Origin of the sequence: Paenibacillus sp. FSL R7-0340, from assembly GCF_038002205.1 — a bacterium.
GTDB classification, from domain to species: domain Bacteria; phylum Bacillota; class Bacilli; order Paenibacillales; family Paenibacillaceae; genus Paenibacillus; species Paenibacillus polymyxa_B.
The window spans coordinates 1,456,364-1,481,417 of sequence record NZ_JBBOBY010000001.1 but is presented as its reverse complement, the minus strand read 5'-3'; the positions used below and the strand labels follow the sequence as shown (position 1 = coordinate 1,481,417).

Here is a 25,054-nt window from a genome sequence, read left to right as displayed (position 1 = left end):
TACTATAGAAATAATCACCTGATATATTTACAAAAACGGAGTCGAAGCAATGCCCGTGAATACCTCTGGACCATTACGAACAGTGGTCGATACACCAGAAATATAAGAAGAATATACTGTTTGTATTGCCCAGGGAGCAGACAGATCCTGTGCATTAAAAGCTTGCGTTTCATTAGAACCAGTCACGCCCAGTACCCCCTCGGCGCGGTAGACTACCTCACTCGGATCATAGTCGGCTCCACGCACGATTTCAACCGCATACGTATCGCCAAGCTCACCGAGCAGACCAATGGAACCACTAAAAGTTACAATCGGACCCGGCACAAGAAAGGTCCGCAGGGTGATCAAACCGAACCGCTCCGGTATAGGACCCAGCTGTATATCGGGACCCTCACCTGTTTTTGATGAATTGGTGGAGCTTCTCATATCCAGAAAAAAACCCATACCTTATCCCTCCAAATTGCAAGATACTCCATGCTATGCAAGAAATTCTTTAGCGTATTGGACAAATTAGTAATAAATCTATCAATTCAGCTCAAAATAACCGATAGTAAATACATATGGTATAAATATTAGAAATGAATATGTAGATAGAAAGCAGGGGTTTGATGAAACAACTGAGACGACTCAAAACATTAACACTACGCAAGAAATTGACAGCAGCATTTCTACTGGTCATGCTTGTTCCAAGCATTATTGTAAGTTCTTTTTCTTATCAAGCAGCATATAAACAGACGGACCGCCAATTACTCGATAGTGCGACAACTAGCGTTACCGCATCCGATCGTGCAGTTACTCAAACGATTCAAGCCAAAATCGCTGATCTCGAATATTACTCTACGACGATGACGGCTAGTGATAACAGTGCCGAAGCAGATGAAGACATCCTGAAAAGGTTACAAGTGTATTTAAAAATGCATGCGGAAGCTGTTGATATGTTTGTAGGAACTCCCGAAGGAAAACTCATTATTGGCAAAGCCGTAGGCTCCACAAACGACCCTCGTGAACGTCCGTGGTACAAACAGGCCATGGAGAAACCCGGACAAACCGTAATCAGCCCTGTCGGACTCAATACGGCTAAGGTCCCCGTTGTATATATTTCACGTACACTTCCTGACAACAGTGGTGTTCTCGGTCTTTCGCTGAACCTAAATAATTTAAAAGAAATCACAAATTTAAAAATCGGACAAAATGGCTATATTATGATATTAGATGGTACCAAACGTATCGTTACCCACCCGACAGAAGTCAGCGGAAGTACCAAAATGGGGGAAACGATACCTGAATTATTTGCCTCCAAAGAAGGTAGCTTTAGTTACGATATTAATGGCGTAGATAAACACCTGATTTTCAAAACCAATACGCTGACAGGCTGGAGAATTGCTGGAACGATGGACAAAGCAGAAACCAGTGCCTCCGCCCAACCGATTCTTATCACGACGATCATCGTGTTGGTGATTGCAGCCATCATCATTGGTGTGCTCGCAATGTGGCTAATCAGCAGTATACTTAAGCCCATCCAAAGATTACGTAATTCTATGGATGCCATCAGCCAAGGTAATCTTTCGATAAACGTGGCTACGACCAGTACAGATGAAATTGGTGAATTATCAAGATATTTTCAACAAATGGTAGATAACCTGCGTAACATGATTAAAGAAATTCAAGCGATGACAGGCAATTTGTCGGCATCCTCGCAAGAGCTAGCAGCAGGTGCAGAACAAACGACCCGTGCCATTGAGCATGTGACCATAGCCATTCAAGATGTGGCTGCAGGCAGCGAACGCCAAGTGGGCAGCGCTAAAGCTAATCAGACACGGGTTAGCGGCATGGCAACAGACATTACCGCTATGACCGAAACCATGGCTGAAATGACCACTTACTCCGCACAGGCCATTCAGGCGTCGGATGCAGGCAGCGAGCATATCGGCAACAGCGTCGTTTCCATTGATGGCATTCGCACTACCGTGGAAGAACTGGATACCATCATCAGTGCTTTGAGTGACCGCTCTGGACGAATCGGAACGATTGTCACCGTCATTACAGAAATCGCCAGCCAGACTAATCTGCTCGCATTGAACGCTTCTATTGAAGCAGCACGTGCAGGCGAGCATGGCAAAGGTTTTGCTGTCGTGGCGACAGAGGTCCGCAAGCTGGCTGAAAACTCAGCTTATTCCGCACAACAAATTCGTGAACAGATTCAAGGGATACAGAGCGGTGTATCTGAAGCCCTGATCGCTATGGAATCCGCCAAGGAACGCGTAAGTGATGGTATTAATTCCATTGACCTATCCGGTCGCTCCTTCTCTCGCATCCGTAGAGCGGTAGCCAAATCAGCGAAGCAGCTCGATAACGTCGCAGCTTCTACCGCTGGAGTCGCAGATGGAACGAGTTCAGTCGTCAGCAGCATGGAGGAAATTACACGCATCGCTGAAGAAGCGGCATCCCATACGGAGACCGTGTCCGCAGCCGCAGAGGAGCAGCTCGCCTCCATGGAAGAGATCGGTTCGTCTGCCGCAGATTTGACCCGTCTGGCAGAGCAGCTTCAAGATTTACTGACACAATTCCAATTAGATGAAACAAAATAACCGTTCCAACCGATAAATACAGAGAAAGAGTCTTCACAATGAAGGAGGGTTGGAACATGGATATCGCAGCATTATCAACAGGTATGAGTCAGGCCAGCTTGGCTCAAGCTGTAAGTGTGAAGGTATTAAGTATGGCTAAGGATCAGGCCAGTGAACAAGGACAGGCTTTAGTGCAGATGATGGAAAAAAGCGTACAGCCTCATCTTGGCGGTCAACTGGACATTCGCGCATAAGTGCATCCATATGCTTGGTTAAGGGCGATTCTGCTCAGGTCTGGACAGACCCGGGTAGAATCGTTTTTTATCTCCCTATTTTTCGTTCAGCACAAAACGTAGTAAACTAGACATATCGTCCACGACCTCGTTCGGAGGATAGCGCAACATTCACACGATTTACATTGAAAAAGGAGGATACATAGTCTATGAGTTATTCTGATTATTTTGAAAAAGCCAGAGAGCAACAACTGGGCGAGTTACAGGAGTGGTTGTCCATTCCGAGTATCTCAGCATTATCGGAGCACAAAAAGGACATTAACCAAGCAGCTGATTGGCTCGCTGCCAAACTGACTGCTGCCGGTCTGGAAAACGTTGAAATCATTCCAACCAAAGGGCACCCGCTGGTATATGCGGATCATTTGCACGCACCTGGTAAACCAACGATCCTCGTGTATGGACACTATGATGTACAACCCGTAGATCCGCTTCACCTGTGGGAAACGCCACCGTTTGAGCCATCCATCCGTGATGGAAAATTGTATGCGCGCGGAGCGACAGATGATAAAGGGCAGGTTTTCTTGCACATTAAGGCAGTTGAGGCCATTTTGAAGCAGGAAGGCACATTGCCGCTGAACATCAAATTCTGCGTTGAAGGTGAGGAAGAAGTGTCCAGTCCGAACTTGCTTGAGTTTTTGCAAACTGGAGCTGAACGTCTGGCCGCGGATGCTGTACTGGTGTCCGACACTTCCTTGATCGAAAAAGGGAAGCCTGCCATTTGCACAGGTTTGCGTGGACTATGTTCACTGGAAGTCGCCATTCACACGGCGAACACAGATCTACATTCCGGCTCTTTCGGTGGCGGCGTGCCGAATGCCCTGCATGCTCTGGTTTCCTTGCTGGCAACCCTGCATGACGACAAAGGCGGCGTAAGCGTCGAAGGATTCTACGACGATGTTGCTCCATTATCGGCAGAGATGAGAGAAGAATTCGTGAAGCAAGGCTTCAATGAGAGCAAGCTGCAACAAGATCTTGCACTTGATTCTCTCTATGGCGAAGAAGGATTCAGCTTCGTTGAGCGTGTTGGGGCACGTCCGACACTGGAGCTGAACGGCGTATACGGTGGCTTCCAAGGGGAAGGCACGAAAACGGTCATTCCAAAAGAAGCTCATGCTAAAATCACGTGCCGCTTGGTGGCTAACCAGAATCCGCAAGACATTCTGGACAAAATCGAGCGCCATTTGCGCGCCCATGTTCAGGCAGGAGCTACCCTGGATATTCAACAGGGTGAAAAAGCGAACGCCTTTAACATCGACCCGTCACACGCGTTTCTGCAAGCGGCGGCCGATGCTTTTGAGAAGGTATACGGTGTGCGTGCCCTCTTTACCAAGGATGGAGGCTCTATCCCAATCGTGGAGACCTTCTCCCGTGTGCTGACTGCCCCAGTCGTGCTGATGGGCTTCGGCTTGCCAGATGAGAACCTGCATGCGCCAAACGAGCATTTTAACTTGGACAATTTTGACAAGGGTCTGCTGACGATTGTAGAGTTTTTGAAATCGGTGTAAGCACATGACAACTTCTTATGACTAAGTTACAATAGAGAGGGCGAAAGCCCTTTCTATTTTTTTTTGAGGAGCGCTACATAATATGATTATTCAGTTTATTCGTTTACGGTAATGTGAGGTACAGTTCATGAAAACTCAACCATTTTTCCGAAAATGGGTTGGGTCTATTTGGCTGTGCCTTTTTTCATTCACCAAATACGAATGAACGGGGTGCTTTTCTGTGTCCAAATGGAATAAACACGAGATGAAGGCTGACCTAATTGGAAAGCATCAACATCTCTTTAGGTGTCCTCTATGCTCTCAACCGATGCGTATGGTGGAAGGTAAAAGCCTCCTATGTACGAATCAGCATTGCTATGATCTCTCAAAATACGGGTATTTACATTTAGCCGCCCGGTCCTATAAGACTAAATATGATAAACAACTATTTTCCTCCAGAAGAATGATGTGCAATAACGGATTTTTCGATCCCTTAAATGTAGCGATAAGCAGCACTATAATGAAATTTATGAAGCCACTGTTTGATCAAAAATCACACCTTTACTTGCTCGATGCAGGTTGCGGGGAAGGCACTCATTTGAGCCACATTCAGGATAAGCTGACCTGGAAGGGAATCACTGAGCTTACAAGCGTAGGTATGGATCTGTCTAAAGAAGGTATTGTGGCCGCAGCCAAAGAATATCCTTATACCCTCTGGTGTGTTGCGGATCTGGCTCATTGTCCGTTTTCAAATCAACAATTTGACGGTGTATTCAATATTTTATCCCCTTCTAATTATGCTGAATTTACAAGAATCCTTTCGGAGGACGGCTGCGTCCTGAAGGTCATTCCCGAACAATATTATCTTCGGGAATTGAGATGCTTGTATGAACAGAAAAAGAATAAGCCTGCTTATTCGAATGACAATATATTAAGCCGATTTAAAGATCATTTTAAACTTCTATCCGCCGAACGGTTAACCTATCGTTTTATGTTAAATGCCGACCTCATGAAACCTTTGCTCCATATGACTCCCTTATCGTGGGGAGCTACGGAAGCAGACTGGCAGCAAGTGCAGGAAATAAATTTACCGTATGTCACAGTAGATTTGCTCATCTTATGCGGTAAAAAATAGAATACTAAAAAGCATTCACAGCATGGAACCATCCATGCTTCGTGAATGCTTTTTTTTACGTTAGTCCCGTCGCTTAAGAAAAACGGGTGTAGCGCAACAGGTGAGCTAGCCGATTGAGCCGTTCTATCTCCCGATCCAACTCATGCAGCGGCTGTCCAGCCAAAGCAGCGTTTGCTCTCAGATCCCGTAGCGGGTTCAATTTCCGACCAATGAGTTTGAGCACCGTTGCCTTCCCCATGTTATTCACCACCACATATTGCGTTAGCGGATCAAGCTCAATCCACAATACATGATGCTGTTGAAAAAACGATAATAGTTGCTTTTTTAACGCCTCCAGCTCATCAATCTCACCTGTGATTTGCGGATGATGATGAAAAGCCACATAGCCCATCACCCGCAGGTCACTTATGATTTGTTCCAAATGAAGCGTTTCGTTTATGTACACATGGTTCGTGCTCATGCGGTTTCTTGCACCATTCGTATGATCTTCCCGGATGACGTTCACCACCTGACTATCGTTATATTAAGATTTATCTTTCCCCTTTTTCACTATAGCGCAATCGGCTTTGAAAAGTCAGGACATGTACAAACCTTACGAACAAAAAAACAACCGGCTTATACGCCAGTTGTTTCCCGTTCCACAAAATACTTATTGGTCATATAATGGGCCTTGCCTCTGGAAGTATCCACCATTCCCTTTTTGTTGTCGAGAAAAACAATCTCCCGGCATTTGGTGCAGTACCACTTGGTCCGCTTAAAGGGAGATTCTGTTACATACGATGTACCACATTTGCAATCTACTTTAATTAAGGTTTCTGTTGATTTGTAAGCCTGGGACAACTCTTTTAGGCCAGTGTCCGGCTGTTGAATCGGGATAATAACCTCCTGATAGCTTGAATACTGATTATGAACTTTAAAATCAGCCACCAGTTCCGCATGCAGTCCAAAGTACTCTTTGCCGATCTCGGTTACGAATTTTTTGCCAATTCTGTAACACTCAAGCCATTCCTGTATCTGTTGATTAGACAAAGGCACTGTGCCCTTGATACCACTATTTAATGTGTAAGTCATGATGTATAAAGTATCATCTTGTCTATGTCCGTACATGAGAAGCCTCCTTATAATACACTTGATAATGTACTACAAAGCGCAAAAAACATCAATTTTATTATTTGGCAAAAGACTTAATATATCTCGGTAAGCACATAAGAGGTGTGAGTGTATGGTTAGAAAGCAACTGACAATCTGTCAGTTGCTTTGTCTTTCCACATAGTATTTGTTGGTCATGTACCACGCCTTGCCTTTATCCGTATCCACCATGCCCTTTTTACGATCTAGGAACACAATGTTATTACACTCCTTGCATGACCACTTGGTTCTTTTATGCGGTGACTCTTCTATATAGGAAGCACCACATTTACATTCTACCTGAATTAATGTTTTATACTGGCTGTACGCCTCTACCAGTGGGTCCAGCTCTACAGCTTTGCGTTCCATTACAGGCTGTATTATGGATATGTGTTCTCTCTGCTCCGAGTATTCATTATGTACCTTGAAATCTGCTACCAACTCAGGGTTTAAACCAAAATACTGTTTCCCCACAACCGTTACAAACTTGCTGCCAATTCGATATGCTTTGATCCATTCCTGCACCTGCTTACTGGTTAGGTCGACAGTTCCCTTTATACCGCTGTTCAGCGTATAAGTCATCAAGTGTTGGTTGGGTGTCATATGTCTTAACGTTCACCTCCGATCAAGAATATACCACAGGTAGCTCTAGGCAAAAGCTACTTCCTACTACCTGAAGCAATGAGCTTTTTCTGCCTTGTGATTCTTCTTCAACACCTATATATAAAAGTATAGCTCAAAACCTGATCCATCTTCCATCCTGTCGTCATGCTGAATACTGCTTTGTAGGGATTTATATTCTTAGACTATCACCAGATGCATTTCTATCTTAGTATAACTTTGTGGTACAGTCTTATGTTTTGATCACTCCTGTTAGTTGCACTATGATCTCTAATGGTAGTTTCTTCCTTCTATATATAGTACATCATTTACACGCAAATTCCCACATATTTCAGTGGCTTAATCGTTTTTTACATTCCTTAAGACGTAAATATATTTTATCTAAATCTATAATCATTTGTTTAAACCATAAAGCATCTTTCGACCCACAGAGTGTGAAATTTTCCAAGGTATTCTCCAAAAAGAAAATACCTTGAACTTATACAATGTTCAGTAAAAAAACAGCGACGATTGCTTTCAATCGTCGCCTTATGCTCACTGTTAGATTAATTCAAAAAAATTCACTATAGCATCTCCAAACAACAAAATTATTAATCTCCCAATAGAAAAACGCTTTTTATCCAAAATGATGGTGAACGATTGAATAGCTCCAAACCATTCACAAAACCAATTCTATGGACTATCTAAATAAAAGAAATCACCTACATACTCTCCGTCTATATTATAGACTGCTTTCGTTTGTGTTGCTTGGAGAATTCATTATATTGAGAATGTACTCAGATTTTTAGCCATTCCAACTCCTCGGAACCTCATCCAAATCTTTACTATCCTACTAGTAAGAAATCAACAGGGAGGCCTTGAGACAACAATTAAAAGCTAAGGAATAGAGTTGGAGTTGTAACTCATCTAATTTCTACATTTTTTTCGATTAAATTTAATATATTGAAATAATTAAAAAGTTCTGAATCATTCTCATTATATGCTATTAGTCTTTCTAAATAATCTGATTTTCTAATAATAAACTTCCATAAAGAAAACAATGTATACACTAAAACTATATCAATTGAGTCTTTGTTAATATTTAAATGGGTCACCATTTCTAAGAGATCAAATAAATTTAAAAACTCAGTATCAGTGAACTTATTATTTTTCTTAATTATTTCTTGATAATTATTTAGTTGTATAAGAATTTTATTTAATTTTGCTTTGTCATAACCTTGGCCTATATTACTCTTAACTACTAGACTTTTAAGGAATGACTCAATAATTTCTTCAAACTTTTCTAGGAATTTTTTTAGTCTAGTTCTCCTTTCGCTATCTGAATATGAAATCTCAGATATAATATAAGAATGGGTCCCTAAAAGATAATATATTATTTTCTTCTTTAAGTGATAATCTTCTGAGAGTTTAATTAATTCATCTAAAGATGAAGTTACTTCAAAGAGGATTTGGAAATCTATTCTTATTTTGCTTCGTAGTGTCACCTCAATATCAACCAGTAAGGTATATAATTTATCTTCTACATTTTTCATTCGAATTTTGGAATCCATCCCACTATCGCACTCCTATTTACATATTGAAACACTGAATATTCTTGATCAGTTCGTGCAAAAGCAACGGCTTTTTGATAATCTGAATGTTTTGGATCCAAATGATCCATAGCCCACACATATTTTGAATTAACTTTTCCCAAATCAATTACAACAGTACCATTTCCTTTATCATATCTAGTTCTTGCAATAGCTAAAAATCTAGATGTAGATATCCAAGGATCGCTAGTTTCAGGCCTACGGCTTTTTACGGACCCCCATGCTATATGTGAAGTTAGATTCCAAAGGCCATATGGGTTTTTAGCTGATAAATCTTTTCCAGCTACTAGATTTTTAACGTCTTTATCATTTATAGCTCTGTATACATATTTTTGTCTTTTTTTATCATTTTTGAATTTTTCAGCTTGGGCCGAACTAATCAATGGTAAATTAAAATTAGATGCGATATTAGCATTTATGTTAGCTTGAGTATCGCCATCATGGTCTGCTATCAGAATAGAGCCCATGATGACACCTATTGCGATACCAAACCACCCACCTTTTTTACCTCCTTGGATTGCTCCCTTTTTTCCACCTTCTATTACTTTTAGTCCTTCTCGTTTCATCTCGTAAAAATCAAAATTAGGTAAAGCTTCATGACCAGTAGGATCAGAAAATATTAGTGGATTATTCTGTACATACGTGTACAAATTTAAACTTAACGGATCACTAATATCTCCTTCATACGTATCCTCATTGATAAACCTTCCGTTAGAAGGATCGTACCATCTCGCACGTAGATATTGCAGCTCGGCCGCATCATCCCACAGCTCACCTGAATATCGGAATGGATTGTGGACTTTTTCCTGAGATGAGGTCATATTTCCCCAAATATCATAAGCGTACGTGTTAAGAACATTTCCAATCTGATCGCGTAGCTCTATGACATCACCATGTCCATTGTATGACGGATAGGCCTTAGTACCATCTGTATATTGGATGGCTTCCAATTTTTGACCACGGATATAACGAGCTTTGAGCTGAGGCGTGCCGTTTACTACACTTGCTTCGGCAATGATTTGATCCCCGTCATAGTAATAGCGGGTCTGGTTTGGTCCCTCAGTCCGACCTACCAGTAATCCATCCCCATTATAGGCATACTGTATCGTCTTCCCGTTCTTCACCACCCGGGTTAAACGATCCTGTGCATCAAACGTATGCTCAGAGGGAACCATTTTAGGAAGTTTCTCTGTCATGAGAATTTGACGATTACCACGTACATTGTACTCATAAGATGTATTAAATTCGCTTGATTCTTTAATTCTGTTTAACGCATCGTATTGGAAGCTATCTTCTTTTCCCTGTTGTTGCCGTTTAATAATATTTTTGTTTCCGTCTCTTGTATATTTAAAAGTATCTTTAAATTGTTCCCCTTGCTTCACACTCAACCCAATCATATCTAGCCCAGTGTACTGGAATTGGTGTTTTAAGCCGTTTAATGAAATTGTCTGTTCTAAGAGACCATTTTTATAGTACGTATACTTGGCGTCTGGAGAAGAAGCATCTGTTCCTGCTGATGTTAAACGATTAAGTGCATCATAGGTGTAAAATACATCACCATCGAAGGGGTCCTTCATCTTGGTTCGATTACCATTTGCATCGTATTGGTTCTTTAATTGCAAACCATCTGGGAATGTAACCGTTGTTAGCTGTTCAGTGGATGGATCGTATTGATACGACGTCTTGCCTGTTGTATCTGTCATGCTGGTACGCTTGCCTGTCGCATCATACGTGTAGCTAACCGTTTCATCTTTGCTCTCACGCTGCTGCAGACGGTCACGCACATCATAATCATAACGAGTGGCCTGACCATTACGATCCACACGTCGAATCAGATTCCCATTTTCATCATAGTATTGTTTGCTAACCTGATTTTTTTCATCAGTTACTTTAATAACCTGACCCAGTTCATTGAACTCTTTACTTTTTTGATTACCGTCCGCATAGGTTACGGAGACGGGGTGACCCATCATATCATAACTGTATTGAGTAGTCTCTCCTTTAGCGTTGGTTACCAAATTCAATTGACCAAGCACATCATACGTGTAAGAAGTCTTATTGTTATTTCCATCCCAAGCGTTCAAGATGTTACCGCTAATCTTGTCGTAGCTTTGCTTGCTTAACAGTTTGAGAGAGGTCTCACCAGGAACCTTTTCCTCTGTTTTGCTTTTACGTCCCCAAGTATCATAACTTTCAATGATCTGGTAGTTTTCTGCATCAATTCTGGTAACGGTACGACTAGCATCATTGTACACTACTCTGGAAATAGAGCCGTCCGCATAACCAGTTTGAGTGGGTCTGCTCCAGTTATCATAAAAATAACGTGTTGCATTGCCTAGAGCATCGGAGTTGGAATCCAAACGCCCAAAGCTGTCATAGCTGGATTTCGACTGCAATTGATACCCTTGTCCGCTCCAGTAACCTTCCCGTGTTTTCCATCCCAATGCGTTCCAACGAGTTTGTGTTTGAATACCCAATTCATTTTTTACTGTTACGGTGTTATTTTGATCGTCATAGCTCACTTCCAGGGTCTTTCCATCTGGATAAATGACTTTCATGACTCTGCCCAACACGTCATATTGATATGTCGTTCGCTGGTTTTTACCGTCTGTGGATGCTGTTAATCTACCTGTTGAGAGGTCGTATTCAGAATTCATACGAATAACAGACTTTTTACCATCCACATCAGTCGTTCCAACAGACTGACTTGTCGGATAAGCACCACCATACTGTCCGCCATATTCCGTTCGGGTCGTAATTTGCTGATTACCGTTGAGTATCGTCTGACTCGTTACATTACCGTAGTCATCTATTCCGTCATATTTGACACGCTGCAGCAACTCACCCGATGCGTTATCCCGACGAATCGTCATTTCCGTGACATCTCCAAGCCCGTTACGTGCTAGCTCTGTATAATGATAGGAACTGGTGTCAGCGGATTCACGAGTCGTTCGTAACCGTTGCTTATCATCATAAGTATTAGTTACCATAGCCCCTGTGTCATCTGTACTTTGAATAACGCTACCATAGTCATCATATTGAGTGTTTGAGAATTGTGTATCGCCATTAACATTGGTGGTCATTCTTATAGAAGTAGGTTCCGGTGCTGCATAGCTACGTCCTGAAACATACTTTTCATAGCTGTAATTCGTCGTTTTCTCAATCTGGTCCGCCTTGACTGTCGAGGACTCCAGATAATATTGCTCACTTGTGTTCGTGTCAACAAATGCCTTCTTATAATTATAGGTAGATACCGTTAACCCATCATCCAGTGCTGCTGAGAATTGAAGATTCTTTTGATAAGAAGAACCCATGTCACCATTGTAAAATACCGTTTGACGATTATATTCTTCATTCGTTCCTTGTTCGGTAACCATCTGGTCTCTACGCGACTTCATTCGATAAGCTTCATTAAAAGAGCTTACACCCATGTATCTTTTAACAGGTGTGTTCTCATAAGTGTATACAGTAGACGCGCCTGTCGGATGCTGAATCTGTGTCATTAACGCATATGGATTAGATACCCCTCGCGACGCATCAAAGGACAACAGGTTAAAACTCGCATTTGCCAGCAGGTATGAATAGGAGGTATTACGTCCCTTTGCATCTGTAACACTGTCCAGCAACTCTACGTTTTGCTCCTGACGTTTGTGATACACGACACGTTCATTTCCCTTGCTAATCGTAACATCAGTTGGTGAATAGCTGATCTGAATCGTGTTCCCCACAGCATCCCGGACGGCTGTCAGCAGCGGTACACCTGATTCATTCTTACTATACATAAATTGAACCTGGTTGTTATGATTGTCCGAAATCTGCAACAATCGACCATCAGCACTAAAATACTGCTTCCATGCTCCAGTGATCGTCGCTAGCACATGACTGGACACTTCTCCATTCACGGATATAGATGTATCAGGCGAATAACTAAGACCGTTCCACGGGTATCCCTTCAAAGTGGTTCCCTGAATCTCGTAACTTCCACCTTCCATGAGATGGACATATGTTTTCTGATCCTTAGTCTCTACATAGGGAAGCTTCCATGACCAGCCTTTACCAAGTGGATATTGAGTATCTCTTGCAGGTTTAATGACTTTGTTACGATAAATATGTACCCGATATTGACCTATCGTTTCAATGTAGACATAGGCGCCCGGGTTGCTTAAATAGAAGTTATATCCGTTTTGGCGACCAATAGGCGCACCGTTGGGTTGTCCATTTATATAGGCGGCAAAAGATTCGGCTTCTTCCATATCATCGAAGGTCTCAGATAATCTTACGCTTTCCACAGGTCCTTCATTGTAATAGGTTAGAACCTCCGCTGTTCCCTCCAGGGTGAAAGCGTCTCTGGTAACATTTCCATTTCCGTCATGCTGCCAAGCGCTGTATGCTACGTTGCTTGTATAACCCGGCTTGACAATAGTCCCGCTGTATTCCTGCTTCCATGTCCGAGTATCTATAGTAGGCTTGGTTACAGTGCCAGAATAATTAGCTCTAAATTGTTTGGTACATACATAACCAGCTACACTTTTATTTGGCGAAGAACATTCTTTTACAGTATCAGTTACACCTGAGCGGTTTAAAGTACCTGTATATCCATCGCTGTTATAAGATTTAGAGGCTGGACAAGAGCTACCACTTCCTGTACTTTGCCAAATCCCTTTTGAATCATATTTACCAGGAATACTATTAGTACAAGAATCTGTGATCGTCTTTGATCCACCTTGTGAATAAGAACCAGAGATTACGTATGGAGAACCACTGGTGTACAGTGTGCCTGAGTAGCCATTCTTACTGTAAAAAATAGAGCCTGTGAAGTTAGATGAGCGTGACTGAGTTCGATAATCGTTGACACGCTTCTGATCATCTGGAATCTGGTAAGTCCTCAGTTCAGCAGCAGTGTTTCTAGCCGTAGCCTCGTTGCTATATGGTCCTTTCGTTTGATTGACGTATTGATAATCTGTCTCTTGATCGACCGATCCATCATTACCATAATCATATTGCTTCCAACGTTTTTGAGTAAACTTCACTTCATATTGCGGTATAATCAATCTTTTCACCGCATTATAATTGACCCAGTATTTGTACAAGCTCTGATCATAGGAATTATCCAGCACGTCCATCTCATAAAATTGAGCATCAGAGGTGTTGTATTGTCTCCTCAATGAAAAACCTAGGCCGTTTCTACCTGGTAGCGTCATATCTGTGCTTTCCAGCGAAAGATTACCCGTAAGTGTAGATATGGATTCACCATTATTTCCTACACTATATGGAGCTTCGTTAAATTTTGTTTTATCATAAACAGGTGCCTGCTCCGAAACTACAGGAGGTTTAACTGCCGCCATCTTCATAGAAAGAAGGCTTAGTATGAAGGGGGGTGTTTTTTTTGAATCATCCCAATATACATCATTTGTCACACTATTAGTTTGCATTTCATTCGTATTGCCATATACCTGATCGGTGACACTGCTATCATAATTTTCTGTGCTATATACACTTCCAATAACGGTTTTGGGCATTTCATCGCCCTTAAGTTCAATGAAGGTACCTTGTCTCACCTGCCAACCATACACTTCATCATATACCGATGCTTTGACAGGGAGTGGCCTGTCTAATTCAGAACCAGCAGAATACACTTCTGATGTTACGCTAGCAACTGGATTGCTTGATTCTTCGGTAGCGAATATAGTAGACGGAACCACTTCTCCAACCCACCCGAAGATAAATGCTGTAATGATAATAATGGATGTGATTTTTTTCAGTCTTGCTGTCAAGTTCATTACTCCTGTCTGCTATTAAATAAGTTACATTGCTTTATTTAAGGATTCATTTTTATAGAGCGAAGCAGATTACCGTTGTTATCGTATTCATATCGTAGAATTTGTTTGCCACCTTTTTCGATATATTCTAATCGCCCGGCTGCATCGTAAATATATTTCAAACTACTATAAGGGCGTATTGTTATACCTTTAGTAGGCTCTGATCGCTCTCCTGCAGTATTTCTTGAGCTTACCGTAATTGTGTATCCTGACACTTTATCGATGTTTAATTCTTTAGTGAATGTTGTATTATTCTCGGTATCTATAAAAAAATCATCGACAAATATATCATATCCACTGATAAGCTCGGCGTTCTGTGGAGCATCCCATTTAACCCTAATCTTGTGCTCATCAATTCTTTCTAACCTAAAGTTCTGTGGTGGTAACGGAATTTCTTTTGCTGAGAATATTTCAATAGGATTAATTAATTGTGGTGTTTTAAGCTCAGAACTATATATTCCTAAACGTAAATTTTTATTGGAACCCCATGAATATAATTCTCCTTGCTTATTAAACGCCATAGCTGTTGACTCTTGAGAATAAATAGATTGGATATTGTCTAATTCTTTAATCTGTGTAATTGCTGCCATTTGATCTTCTGTTCTATTCTTTTCTTTGGCTAACTCTCCAAACGCACTTGCTCCCCATCCCCAAACAGTACCTTCTTCTTTCAAGGCCAGTGTGGATAATCCAGTTAAGGCAAGCTGTTTAACATGGCCTATATCATCTACTTTGTTAGGTAATAGAAAATTTTTATTGTGGCCAAGAGCCCCAGTAAAACCCGCTCCCCATGTCCATACCGATCCATCAGAAGTTATAACTGCTGTATGATACATCCCCTGATAAATTTTTGAAATTTGATTCACACCCTTTACTTGTACGGGGCTATATCTTGTACTTTGAGTCCCATCTCCCAACTGACCAAACCCATTACTTCCCCATGAAAACAATTTATCATCGTCCCGTAAAGCTAGCGAATTATCTCCATTTGCCGCAATTTTTTTAATTAGTATGAGGTTATCATTCTTAAGGGGAGTAGGTGTCTCATCCAATTCTGCGGGAAGACCAAGCTGTCCACTGACGTTACTCCCCCACACCCACACTGATCCATCGGATTTCAAAGCCATACTATGTTCATTTCCAGCAGCAATTTCAACCACATTCTTTAAACCTGGTATTTTTACAGGTACCGTTCGATTTGCATAAGTGCTCATTCCCAACTGTCCAGTAGCATTGTCTCCCCAGCTCCACACCTCACCATTTTGATCCAGTGCCAAACTGAACTCTTTACCAGCCACCACTGAGTTAATATTGGATAAAGTAGGAATCAACGTAGGCCCATACGCGTCAGACGTATTTCCCAATCCCAACTGTCCCTTGGTACTTTTCCCCCACGCCCACACTTTTCCTTTATGATCCACTAATAGAACATGTGTTCCACCTATTGATACATTCGTTGGAAGTCTCTCGAAATCTGCTTCAGCAGAAATATAATGGCTAGAACACATTGAAAAAAACAGTAAAAAAAATAAAAACAGCTTGACCATGAAAATCTTTGTGTTAAATGCTTTCTTCATTTTCGTACTCCATTCTGTAACTGTGATAATAAATGCCGCTCGGAGGCATATAAACCTTCCACTTACATAAAATTCTTTTTCATTTACTGACAGCCCCTTGTTTTAAGCATTATTAAAAGTGAGAATGAAAACTATTATCATTTAAATAACAAAAAAAAGATATAGCATTTTTTGTCGAAATTTGTCTTTTTATATCGAAATAAGAAATGAGATCATATATTCAAATTTTTTCACTTAAAATAAAACCTTTTTTATTCAATCTAAAATGCATTTTTTCAAAATTCTCACAAAACAAAAGCCTTCCCGACCACCCTTCACTGTCGAAGGATCATCGAGAAGACTTTGTACCCCGCAAGGAACGAGAGGTCAGATTTTTAATTCGCCAAGCCTGATTAATTCCACGACCGCCTGTGAACGACCTTTTACGTTCAATTTTTGCATCACATTGGAAATATGGTTTCGGACCGTTTTTTCGCTAATAAATAGCTGTCCGGCGATGTCACGTGTTGTTTTGTCCTGCACTAGCAGTTCAAATACTTCACGTTCACGGTGAGTTAACAAAAACTTGTTTTTGTGGTCGTTACCCTTCGTCAATTTCACCCCTCCTTGCTCGGGTTTTGTGTGGTGTAACAAGGTTAAGGGATACAGTCAACACATTTTATGTCATGTGCTCAGGTATGGTTCAATATACGGATAAAAATGGGCATAGGCACCTTACTTGCTGTTTTAATGATGGGTTGGACTTTGTGTCTAAATTATGTATTGACAGGCATATGGGCCAGCCTTATGATAAGAAAAACCGCGACTGATAATCATTATCAAAATAAAAATTCGATATAGATATCGCGCAACAGACTATGGTTCAGGGCCAGTTTGGCCAGAAAGGGTGTTCATTGATTATGAAACTACGTTATGCCGTACCGGCCGGAGTGCTGGTCTCTTCTATTCTGTTCGCAGGTTGCGGACAAACCGGAACTGCTACTCAGCAGCCTGCCGCAACGACCAAAGATGCAGGAGCCACAACACAGACAACGACTCCTGCCGCTTCTGCCCCCAATTTTGATCAAGCGGTAACAGCTTACCGCACCTATGCCATCGAGCAATGCGATACATTTGTGAAGAAGACAGAAGAATTCACGAACGCGGTCAAAGCTGGCGAACTGGATAAAGCCAAGGCGCTATATGCCCCTGCACGTATGTACTATGAACGGATTGAACCGATTGCAGAAGCGCTGGGTGATCTTGACCCGAATATTGATGCACGTGACGGTGATGTGGATGCAGCGGATTGGCGCGGCTTTCACCGTATTGAAAAAACATTATGGGAAGAAAACACAACCAAAGGAATGGACGAGTTTTCCGACCGACTGCTGAGTGATGCCAAGCTGCTGCGTGCCAAAGTAGAAACAGTTAATATTGACGCCAGCCTGATGGTAACGGGTGCAGTCGAGTTGTTGAATGAAGTATCTACCTCGAAGGTGACGGGTGAAGAGGAGCGATATTCTCATACGGATTTGTACGATTTTGCTGCCAATGTAGAAGGCGCGCAAAAGATATATGACATTTTGAAAACAGATCTGAACCAAAAAGATGCGGCATTGGAAAAACAAATCGGTGAGCGCTTTGCGGCCTTACAGCAGGAGTTGGCTCCTTTTAAAGACGGAGAAGGCTATGTATCGTATACAAAACTGAAACCGGAAGAAGTTAAAAAGCTGAGCCAAAACCTCGATGCCTTGGCAGAACCGTTGTCCCAAATGGGGAAATTGTTAGGAGTGTAATGATATGAAAGGCTTTAAGCGGCAAAAAGGGCAAGAAAAGCCGCAGTATGCGGAATCCCATAATGAACAGGCTGATCTGGTAAAAAAGGATGCGAAGCTAGTGGAAGATGAGTCGTCAGGAAAAAGCAAATCCGTATCACGCCGAGACCTATTGAAGCTGGCCGGGGTAGGTGGACTAGGCCTCCTGCTTGGCGGCGGGGGCGTGGGAGCCGTGCTGTCAGCCGGTCAACGCCTCGAAAGCATGATGACGGATGCGGATACCAAAGATGTAATCCCTTTTTACGGTAAGCATCAGGCAGGTATTGTGACTCCGGCGCAGGATTTCATCTGCTTCGCCGCTTTCGATCTAACAACCAGCGACAAGAAACAGATGCGTAGCCTCTTCAAAGCCTGGACGGAAGCAAGCGCTACAATGACTTCTGGCGTGCTCCTTGGCAACGATAATGAAAATCTCAACCTCCCTCCTTCCGATACGGGCGAGGCGGCAGGATTGTCGCCATCCCGCACGACGATCACCTTTGGTGTGGGCCCATCCTTTTTTGATGGACGATACGGCCTGGCAGGGCTTAAACCTGCCGAGTTCCGTGAGCTGCCCCGTTTTCAAGGGGATGCCCTGGAGGAGCAATGGTGCGGCGGCGATATCGGAGTGCAGGTATGTGCCAATGACTTGCAGGTAGCTTTCCATGCCCTGCGTAATTTGGCGCGTATCGCCAGAGGAACGGCGGTGCTTCGCTGGACGCAGGAAGGCTTCCAGCGAACAGCACAGGCCGATCCTGCGGGAAGCACACCACGCAATTTGCTGGGCTTCAAGGACGGTACGGGGAACCCGGACACCTCCAAGGCAGACGAGATGAATCGGCTGGTGTGGACTCAGACCAGTGACGGACCAGCATGGATGGGTAACGGCAGTTATATGGCTGTACGCCGTGTACGCATGCGGGTAGAGGTGTGGGATCGCTCAACATTGGGCGACCAGGAGGATACTTTTGGACGTCATCGCAGCAGCGGGGCCCCACTCGGCAAGGTCAAGGAGTTCGACAAGCTTGATCTGGCGGCCAAAAATCCGGAAGGCAAGCCAGTTACACCTCCCACCTCTCATGTGGCTTTGGCTCATGGGGACGGGAGCATTAATATTTTGCGGAGGTCTTATTCGTATTCAAGCGGATTGGACAAGCAAACAGGGCAGCTGGATGCCGGGCTGCTGTTCATCAGCTACCAGCGTGATCTGTTCAAGCAGTTCGTTCATATTCAGGAGAAGCTTGCACGCAATGACAAGCTGAACGAATACATTGTACACAAAGGCAGTGCGGTGTTCGCCTGCTTCCCGGGTGTATCGCAAGGCGGCTACATCGGGGATACGTTATTTTAGCAGCAGGCAAGGAAGGGGATTTATATGAATCGGCGCAATAAAAGCTTGGGATGGGTGTTTGTGCTGGTGACAGCTCTGCTGCTGACCGTCACTCCGTTCATGTCCGGCTCCGGGTCGGTCGCTTTTGCACAAACGGATGCCAAAGCTGTCACCAATGATCAGCTAATGCCTGTGGTGGGCGGAGCGCTGGTGGAGGCGGGACAAGCTCAATGGACGGAAGCCTCCAAGGATCTGAAAGAATTCCGCACGCTGTGGGAGGCCGCCAAAACGAATGGCGGAGATTCAGCTCACATCGCGGCTGTAGATCAAGCACTCACCGATGCGGAGCAGACACTCGCCAGTGGCGGCGGGGAACCAGCGAAAGCTGCCTTATCCGTGCTGGCGCGCTCGGTCAATGAGTACGTCACTGCTGCCGAAGGGGACAAACCAGCCCCGGCTGGAGCCAAAGCAGCGGAAAAATTGCTTCCCATGGCGAAGGGCAGTCTGGCCGCCATGCAAAAAGGTGATTGGGCTGCTGCCCGGGTGGATTACGATCGAATCGTCAAAGCCTGGTATCAGGTAGAAACACCGATTCGTTTGGACAATTTTCCGGTATACAGTTCGCTCGAAACTAAAATCAGTCTCATCCGCATCTCTATGCAAGCTGAGCCTATTCGCCAAGAACAGGCTCTTAAGGAAATGCAGGAATTAACGACTCTGCTGTCTGATTATAGTCAGGGCAAGTCTGCGAACACAGGCCAAGGAACAGATACAGGCAATACGGCTACGGGAACGGCGAATGGTTCGGCAGCTTCTCTGACCGATGCAGTCACCTTGCTCGAATCCGCACGCCAAGATGCTGTAGCTAATCAATCAGAGCAAGCGGCTGATAAGGTAGTGCAGTTTATCGCTCTGTGGCCTTCCGTCGAAGGACATGTACAAATTTCCGATCCGACGTCTTACACTGCGATTGAAAATGAAATGACCGAAACTTCCGGATATCTGCTGTCTTCTCCACCGAATACGGACAAAGCCATTCAGACTCTTGATCAGATGCTGAACAGGCTCCGTCCGTTGACGGAAGAACGTTCTTACACTGCGTGGGATGCCGCGCTGATTTTGCTGCGTGAGGGCCTGGAGGCCATCCTCGTGCTCGCAGCTCTGCTGGCGTATGCCAAAAAAAGCGGCGAAGCCGTGGCTGGACGTTGGATATGGGCAGGAGCCGGAACGGGGCTGGTGCTGAGCGGAATTCTGGCAGTGCTGTTCACCACACTGGTGGCAGCTGCCGCATCAGGCAGCATGCGTGAGCTGCTGGAAGGTGTCACCGGGCTGGTGGCGGTCGTGCTGATGCTGACCGTGGGTAGCTGGTTGCATAGCAAATCCAACGCTGCCGCATGGAACCGCTTTGTGGAAAACAGCGTGGGCAACGCGCTGGCACGAGGAAGCCTGTGGTCGCTATTTGCGATTTCTGCGCTCGCAATTCTGCGTGAAGGAGCCGAGACAGCTATCTTTTATGTCGGTATGGCTCCAGCCATCGAAACTTCACAATTGCTGATCGGCATTGGCTCAGCGACGATTATTCTGGTCATTCTGGCGTTTGCGATCATTAAATTCAGTGTACGATTGCCAATTCGCGCCTTTTTCCTGACTGCCACTGTACTGATTTACTATCTCGTATTCCGATTCCTGGGCGAAAGTATTCATTCGCTTCAGGTGGCCGGTAAGCTTCCGGGGCACACTGCCTCCTCGCTTCCGTCCATTAGCTGGCTGGGAATGTATCCAACTTGGGAAACATTTGTCCCACAAATCGCTGTACTGATCTTTATGGTATGGCAGCTTGTGCGTCAGGAAATGCGCAGCTCCAAGCAACAATAAGTCGATGCTACCCTACTCATCATGTAAAAAACGCCAAATCACAGGTCCGATTTGTATCGGTTCCCATGAGTTTGGCGTTTTTTTACATACTTACTGCACATCCTCAGGCAACGGAATCATGCGCTGATGATGCAGCAGGTCTGTGCGGTCACCGTGTTCACGAATGACATGCACCTCCCCACGAAAATCGAGCAGTTCCGTCGGGGTAGCATGTCCCAAAAATTGTAGTGGGCTATAGCTTAATCCATAGGCACCTGCATTCGGAAAGGCAATGTAATCGCCCTCGTGAATCGGAGGAAGCTGCGCTTTTTTCACAATACAATCCTCGGGTGTACAAAGCGGACCGACAATGCTTACCGTCTCAAGCTCCATGGATGCCTCTTCCAGAGGCCCTCCTATTCGGTTTGCAACCTCTTCTAATGATTGTTCGACAGCCACAGCCGTTTGAGCAGAAGCGTCTCTCTGCCCCATCCATAGGGTTGCTTCCACTTCTCGTTCTTTGGGCTCTTTCAATTCTCCCGCTTGCCTGCGCATAATTCGCACCGGGTAGTTGTCCCTAATTCGGCGTCCTCGAAAAGTAGCTGCGGCGTAGTGATTCATGCCACCATCAGCCACGACAAACTTCTCCCCCTTGGATTCCTTTGTATACAATGCTCGGCAGACATACATGCCCGATTGAGCAACCAGATACCTGCCGCTTTCGATGATTAGCTTAACCCCGGGCATGCGGGTTCGGGTCTGCTCCGCGAGTGCGTTCAGTCCGTCAATGACGTGATCCATATCGAGCGGTTGCTCATGAGCAAAATAAGGTACACCAAACCCGCCGCCCAAATTGACCGTATGCATTGCCACACCATACTGAGCCTGTACCCGTTCTGCCAACTGCAGCGTATTCGCAAATGAAGCTAAAATCTGATCCGATTTCAACATTTGCGTACCTGTATATACCTGAATACCTTGAAAATTGACGTGCGGGCAATCTTCCAGCACCTTAAAAAAGTGATCCAGCTGCCCTTCATCCACTCCAAAGGGGCGCGGAACACCGCCCATTTTAATCGTTGCTCCAGACAAGTCGTTATCGGGATTGATGCGAACCGCTGCCCTGACAAGCTGGCCCGCTTGGGCAGCAATGTCCTCCAGCAGACGCAGCTCCCTCACCGATTCGACATGAATACAGCCGATTCCACAGGCTACCGCCTCGTTCAGCTCGGCTACTGTTTTTCCTGGTCCGGCGTACAGCACGTCTTCCGCAGCATACCCGGCCTCCATAGCGACGAACATTTCTCCAGCCGAAGCAATCTCAACACCACAACCTAACGAGCGCAGCAACCCAGCCAAGGCTACGTTACCATTAGCCTTGAGCGCGTAATGTACACGCACGGCCGGGTGCAATCGGGATAGTAACGAGCTGACGTGAGCATGCAGCGCGTCCCCATCATAATAGTAAAATGGCGTCGGATGCTCGCCGAAACGCTCCAGTAGGGCTTCGTCCTTTTTATCCATCTACTGAATTCCCCTCCTCTCTTTGCCTTGATACTCAGTATTTTGCATCATTCGCTCCCCACCGCTCGAAAACACAATCATACTCATACTGCATAGATCGTCTCGCCCGAGCGTGCTGCTTCATGAATGGCTGCCAGCAGTCTGACGCGTTCAGCAGCCTCGCGAAATGGAATGGGCTCCGCTTCTCCCCGGATGATGCTGCAAAAGGTATTCAACTGATTGACATAATAGTTCATAGGCTCGAAAACCGTTTTGGTATGCGAGGATGTCTGTGATAACACAGGCAGTGCGTCCGCATCCGTTATATTCGGCATGATATCCTTCTTTATTTCCGTCTTGAGTGTCATTTTATAAAAACCTAAATTTGCCCGAAAGCAGTCCTTTAAAGTGACTACTGCCGAATCAAAGGTCAGTACATGAGCACAGTGATAAGGGCGCTCAAATGAAAAGAGGGCAGATGCCTTCAATCCGCTCGGATAACGGGCTTGCGCACGAAATGTCCAGTCACAGCCATGAGGACCATCAAAATCCGATTGACTGTGGAATTCAGCCTGCTCCAATCCAACGACGGCTTGAAGCAGCTGTAGCCAGTACACGCCCAGATCCCAAAAGCATCCCCCACCCTGCTCCGGACGAGATCTGTAATTGTCCGCATGTCCTTCTTTTGCCGGAATGCATAGACTCGTCTCTATGGAGCATAAGCGACCATAACGCCCCGATTCTACGATCCTCCGTAGCTCATGCTGCCAAGGATGGTGCTGCACCATGACTCCCTCCAGCAGGTAAGCGCTACTCTGTTCGACTGTCGCTGCCAAGGGAGCAAGATCAGCCGTATTCAGGCATAACGGTTTTTCCACCAGCACATGCTTATGAGCCCGTAGTGCTTTGCCAATCCACTCGGCATGCAAGTCGTTGCTGAGCGCAATATATACAGCGTCGATCTCCGGGTCCTTTAGCATATCCTCAGCATGACGATAAACGACACTGACGCCAAAACGATCTGCCATTTCTCCTGCCTTGGCAACCGTGCGGTTCGCAAGCGCGGTCACGCGTGCCCCTGCTACATGTCGGATCGGTTCCAGCAAGGCACGCGGAGCAATAGCAGAACAGCCAATGATCCCAAAGCGAATATCTCGCATCGCAGGTTCTTGCGCAGCCGCGGCAGCGTTCATGACCCCTGCTCCATTCCCAGTGAGCTTGCTGACATTTGGATGCTATTCACATAGGACTCTATATAACGCGGCGTTCGACTGCGCAGCTCTACGATCCTGCGATGCATATCCTCCAGTATCTGAGCACTGCCGTCATAGGTTTGTATCCACGTATCGTACCGCATACCCAGTCCAAGCCGTTCCCATAGATCCGCATTATGCTTCTCATGCACACCAAATGGCTCCAGCATAATGAGTGGAGTGGCTGTAGCGAACGAATCGGTTAGGCTGCCACCACCTGGCTTGCTGACAATGGCCTGGACACGACATGCTTGGTCCAGCATGCTATGGTAATCCGGTCCAACCTGATACACTGTCTTCTCGCCTCTTTTCACCTCTCCGAAAGGTGGAAATGTATGCTCTCCGGCTTCATTTCGCTGCCATGTCCTCCACTGCGGGTCCATCTGAAAATAGCGTATACTGTCCCGCTGTTCATCCGGTTGATCCTGATCATACAACAGCAGATCCAGCTCCCAGCCCGCTTCTTCCAACCGTCCAACCTTGTCACGGTAGGTGCCCATGCCCCAGCCGCCGCCATGTACGAATAAGCGGGATTGCCGTGCTTCAAACGGTACATACTCCACGGCCGGTACATCAATATAGTGGCTGACTCTATTGTTATCATTTTCAAAAAAGGTCGTTTCTCCACAGCCATCCGCAAAACGTGGGTTATGCTTGGCTAGATTTTTCCAGGAAGGAGAAGGTGTCGAATCCATATACACAATGTCCACATGCACCGACTCCGGTTCTCTGCGCTTGCGATACTCCTCCAGTACATACATCCAATGACCGGATAAGCATATAAAATACCGCCGATCCTCCTCCATCCATTGGTTCAGCAGCACTTCCATCGCAGCGAGATCCAGTGAATTACGCATATCCTGCGGAACCTTCTGCGACATTAAGGCCACCGCAAAATTGTCATGGTAAGCTTTGCGGCTTTTGTCGACCTTGAGACGGGCCGATTCTGGCAGCACATTTTCAAATACATGAATCGCCGTATCCACGCCCAGCCTGCGAAGACCCGCTTGCAACAACAAGCCAGGGGTATAAAAGCCCAATCCGAAACCGGAACACAAAATCGTTACCTTCATAAGCTTATCCGTATTCTTACGCATGCTCATAC

General features: G+C 44.9%; 18 protein-coding genes and 1 pseudogene. 8 read left to right on the top strand and 11 right to left on the bottom strand.

All coding sequences use genetic code 11. The features are described 5' to 3' along the window. Positions 1 to 27: 27 nt before the first annotated feature. Positions 28 to 444, bottom strand: coding sequence for a hypothetical protein (locus tag MKX59_RS06630; RefSeq protein WP_028541519.1), 417 nt, complete (start codon positions 442 to 444; stop codon positions 28 to 30). A 164-nt stretch (positions 445 to 608) separates the two neighbouring features. Here MKX59_RS06630 and MKX59_RS06625 point away from each other — a divergent pair, with 164 nt between their 5' ends. From MKX59_RS06625 to MKX59_RS06605, 5 genes and pseudogenes are all read left to right on the top strand, one after another. After that, positions 609 to 2,588, top strand: coding sequence for a methyl-accepting chemotaxis protein (locus MKX59_RS06625; RefSeq protein WP_028541518.1), 1,980 nt, complete (start codon positions 609 to 611; stop codon positions 2,586 to 2,588). A gap of 56 nt (positions 2,589 to 2,644) precedes the next feature. After that, positions 2,645 to 2,821: a YjfB family protein gene (locus MKX59_RS06620; protein WP_023990044.1), complete on the top strand. Its 177-nt coding sequence runs from the start codon at positions 2,645 to 2,647 to the stop codon at positions 2,819 to 2,821. A 188-nt stretch (positions 2,822 to 3,009) separates the two neighbouring features. After that, the gene (locus MKX59_RS06615) at positions 3,010 to 4,365 is read left to right on the top strand and encodes a dipeptidase (RefSeq protein ID WP_053326004.1); all 1,356 of its coding nucleotides are present in this window, start codon (positions 3,010 to 3,012) and stop codon (positions 4,363 to 4,365) included. A gap of 244 nt (positions 4,366 to 4,609) precedes the next feature. Continuing rightward, positions 4,610 to 4,741 (top strand): annotated as a pseudogene (locus MKX59_RS06610) (putative RNA methyltransferase); the annotation flags it as partial. 123 nt (positions 4,742 to 4,864) lie between these two features. After that, positions 4,865 to 5,479 (top strand): methyltransferase domain-containing protein, encoded by a 615-nt coding sequence (locus MKX59_RS06605; RefSeq protein WP_233903765.1) that lies wholly within the window; start codon positions 4,865 to 4,867, stop codon positions 5,477 to 5,479. 73 nt (positions 5,480 to 5,552) lie between these two features. Here the strand turns inward: MKX59_RS06605 and MKX59_RS06600 are convergent, their stop codons facing one another. The 7 genes from MKX59_RS06600 to MKX59_RS06570 all read right to left on the bottom strand — a co-directional run bounded on the left by MKX59_RS06600 (position 5,553) and on the right by MKX59_RS06570 (position 16,807). Continuing rightward, positions 5,553 to 5,939 (bottom strand): hypothetical protein, encoded by a 387-nt coding sequence (locus MKX59_RS06600; protein WP_179085461.1) that lies wholly within the window; start codon positions 5,937 to 5,939, stop codon positions 5,553 to 5,555. A gap of 155 nt (positions 5,940 to 6,094) precedes the next feature. After that, positions 6,095 to 6,586, bottom strand: a complete 492-nt coding sequence (locus tag MKX59_RS06595; RefSeq protein ID WP_013311697.1) for a hypothetical protein — start codon at positions 6,584 to 6,586, stop codon at positions 6,095 to 6,097. A 141-nt stretch (positions 6,587 to 6,727) separates the two neighbouring features. Continuing rightward, positions 6,728 to 7,210, bottom strand: coding sequence for a hypothetical protein (locus tag MKX59_RS06590; RefSeq protein ID WP_023990049.1), 483 nt, complete (start codon positions 7,208 to 7,210; stop codon positions 6,728 to 6,730). Positions 7,211 to 8,130: 920 nt separating this feature from the next. After that, positions 8,131 to 8,778, bottom strand: a complete 648-nt coding sequence (locus MKX59_RS06585; protein ID WP_028541514.1) for a hypothetical protein — start codon at positions 8,776 to 8,778, stop codon at positions 8,131 to 8,133. Beyond that, on the bottom strand, positions 8,757 to 14,591 hold the full coding sequence (locus MKX59_RS06580) for an RHS repeat-associated core domain-containing protein (RefSeq protein ID WP_071558334.1): 5,835 nt from the start codon (positions 14,589 to 14,591) through the stop codon (positions 8,757 to 8,759). Before MKX59_RS06580 ends, MKX59_RS06585 begins: the two co-directional genes overlap by 22 nt. Positions 14,592 to 14,635: 44 nt before the next feature. Further along, the gene (locus MKX59_RS06575; RefSeq protein ID WP_028541513.1) at positions 14,636 to 16,213 is read right to left on the bottom strand and encodes an RCC1 domain-containing protein; all 1,578 of its coding nucleotides are present in this window, start codon (positions 16,211 to 16,213) and stop codon (positions 14,636 to 14,638) included. Between the two features lie 366 nt (positions 16,214 to 16,579). Continuing rightward, entirely contained in the window at positions 16,580 to 16,807 is a 228-nt protein-coding gene (locus tag MKX59_RS06570; RefSeq protein ID WP_007431813.1) for a helix-turn-helix domain-containing protein, read from the bottom strand. 305 nt (positions 16,808 to 17,112) lie between these two features. Between MKX59_RS06570 and efeO the strand changes: the two genes are divergently transcribed. From efeO to MKX59_RS06555, 3 genes are read left to right on the top strand one after another with little or no spacing between them, the layout of a single operon-like run. Then, on the top strand, positions 17,113 to 17,991 hold the full coding sequence (gene efeO, locus MKX59_RS06565) for an iron uptake system protein EfeO (RefSeq protein ID WP_023990051.1): 879 nt from the start codon (positions 17,113 to 17,115) through the stop codon (positions 17,989 to 17,991). Positions 17,992 to 17,995: 4 nt separating this feature from the next. Next, entirely contained in the window at positions 17,996 to 19,360 is a 1,365-nt protein-coding gene (efeB, locus tag MKX59_RS06560) for an iron uptake transporter deferrochelatase/peroxidase subunit (RefSeq protein ID WP_340857835.1), read from the top strand. A 24-nt stretch (positions 19,361 to 19,384) separates the two neighbouring features. After that, positions 19,385 to 21,214 carry an FTR1 family iron permease gene (locus MKX59_RS06555; protein WP_340857834.1) on the top strand — a complete coding sequence of 610 codons (1,830 nt, stop codon included), beginning with the start codon at positions 19,385 to 19,387 and terminating at the stop codon, positions 21,212 to 21,214. Between the two features lie 90 nt (positions 21,215 to 21,304). Here MKX59_RS06555 and MKX59_RS06550 read toward each other — a convergent pair whose 3' ends face one another. The 3 genes from MKX59_RS06550 to MKX59_RS06540 form a co-directional block, all read right to left on the bottom strand. Further along, complete coding sequence (locus MKX59_RS06550) at positions 21,305 to 22,717, bottom strand: alanine racemase (protein ID WP_053326007.1); 1,413 nt, start codon at positions 22,715 to 22,717, stop codon at positions 21,305 to 21,307. A gap of 83 nt (positions 22,718 to 22,800) precedes the next feature. Continuing rightward, positions 22,801 to 23,889: a Gfo/Idh/MocA family protein gene (locus tag MKX59_RS06545; protein WP_340857832.1), complete on the bottom strand. Its 1,089-nt coding sequence runs from the start codon at positions 23,887 to 23,889 to the stop codon at positions 22,801 to 22,803. Further along, positions 23,886 to 25,046 (bottom strand): hypothetical protein, encoded by a 1,161-nt coding sequence (locus tag MKX59_RS06540; protein WP_023990056.1) that lies wholly within the window; start codon positions 25,044 to 25,046, stop codon positions 23,886 to 23,888. The genes MKX59_RS06545 and MKX59_RS06540 overlap by 4 nt, the downstream gene beginning before the upstream one ends. Positions 25,047 to 25,054 lie beyond the last annotated feature (8 nt).

Excerpts from the sequence above, each read along its gene's own strand:
- MKX59_RS06615 (WP_053326004.1), top strand. The coding sequence starts at position 3,010 with ATGAGTTATTCTGATTATTTTGAAAAAGCCAGAGAGCAACAACTGGGC.
- efeO (WP_023990051.1), top strand. The coding sequence starts at position 17,113 with ATGAAACTACGTTATGCCGTACCGGCCGGAGTGCTGGTCTCTTCTATT.
- MKX59_RS06600 (WP_179085461.1), bottom strand. The coding sequence starts at position 5,939 with ATGAGCACGAACCATGTGTACATAAACGAAACGCTTCATTTGGAACAA.
- MKX59_RS06550 (WP_053326007.1), bottom strand. The coding sequence starts at position 22,717 with ATGGATAAAAAGGACGAAGCCCTACTGGAGCGTTTCGGCGAGCATCCG.
- MKX59_RS06590 (WP_023990049.1), bottom strand. The coding sequence starts at position 7,210 with ATGACACCCAACCAACACTTGATGACTTATACGCTGAACAGCGGTATA.
- MKX59_RS06620 (WP_023990044.1), top strand. The coding sequence starts at position 2,645 with ATGGATATCGCAGCATTATCAACAGGTATGAGTCAGGCCAGCTTGGCT.
- MKX59_RS06585 (WP_028541514.1), bottom strand. The coding sequence starts at position 8,778 with ATGGATTCCAAAATTCGAATGAAAAATGTAGAAGATAAATTATATACC.
- MKX59_RS06545 (WP_340857832.1), bottom strand. The coding sequence starts at position 23,889 with ATGAACGCTGCCGCGGCTGCGCAAGAACCTGCGATGCGAGATATTCGC.
- MKX59_RS06575 (WP_028541513.1), bottom strand. The coding sequence starts at position 16,213 with ATGAAGAAAGCATTTAACACAAAGATTTTCATGGTCAAGCTGTTTTTA.
- MKX59_RS06540 (WP_023990056.1), bottom strand. The coding sequence starts at position 25,046 with ATGCGTAAGAATACGGATAAGCTTATGAAGGTAACGATTTTGTGTTCC.
- MKX59_RS06595 (WP_013311697.1), bottom strand. The coding sequence starts at position 6,586 with ATGTACGGACATAGACAAGATGATACTTTATACATCATGACTTACACA.
- MKX59_RS06555 (WP_340857834.1), top strand. The coding sequence starts at position 19,385 with ATGAATCGGCGCAATAAAAGCTTGGGATGGGTGTTTGTGCTGGTGACA.
- MKX59_RS06605 (WP_233903765.1), top strand. The coding sequence starts at position 4,865 with ATGAAATTTATGAAGCCACTGTTTGATCAAAAATCACACCTTTACTTG.
- MKX59_RS06625 (WP_028541518.1), top strand. The coding sequence starts at position 609 with ATGAAACAACTGAGACGACTCAAAACATTAACACTACGCAAGAAATTG.
- MKX59_RS06630 (WP_028541519.1), bottom strand. The coding sequence starts at position 444 with ATGGGTTTTTTTCTGGATATGAGAAGCTCCACCAATTCATCAAAAACA.
- efeB (WP_340857835.1), top strand. The coding sequence starts at position 17,996 with ATGAAAGGCTTTAAGCGGCAAAAAGGGCAAGAAAAGCCGCAGTATGCG.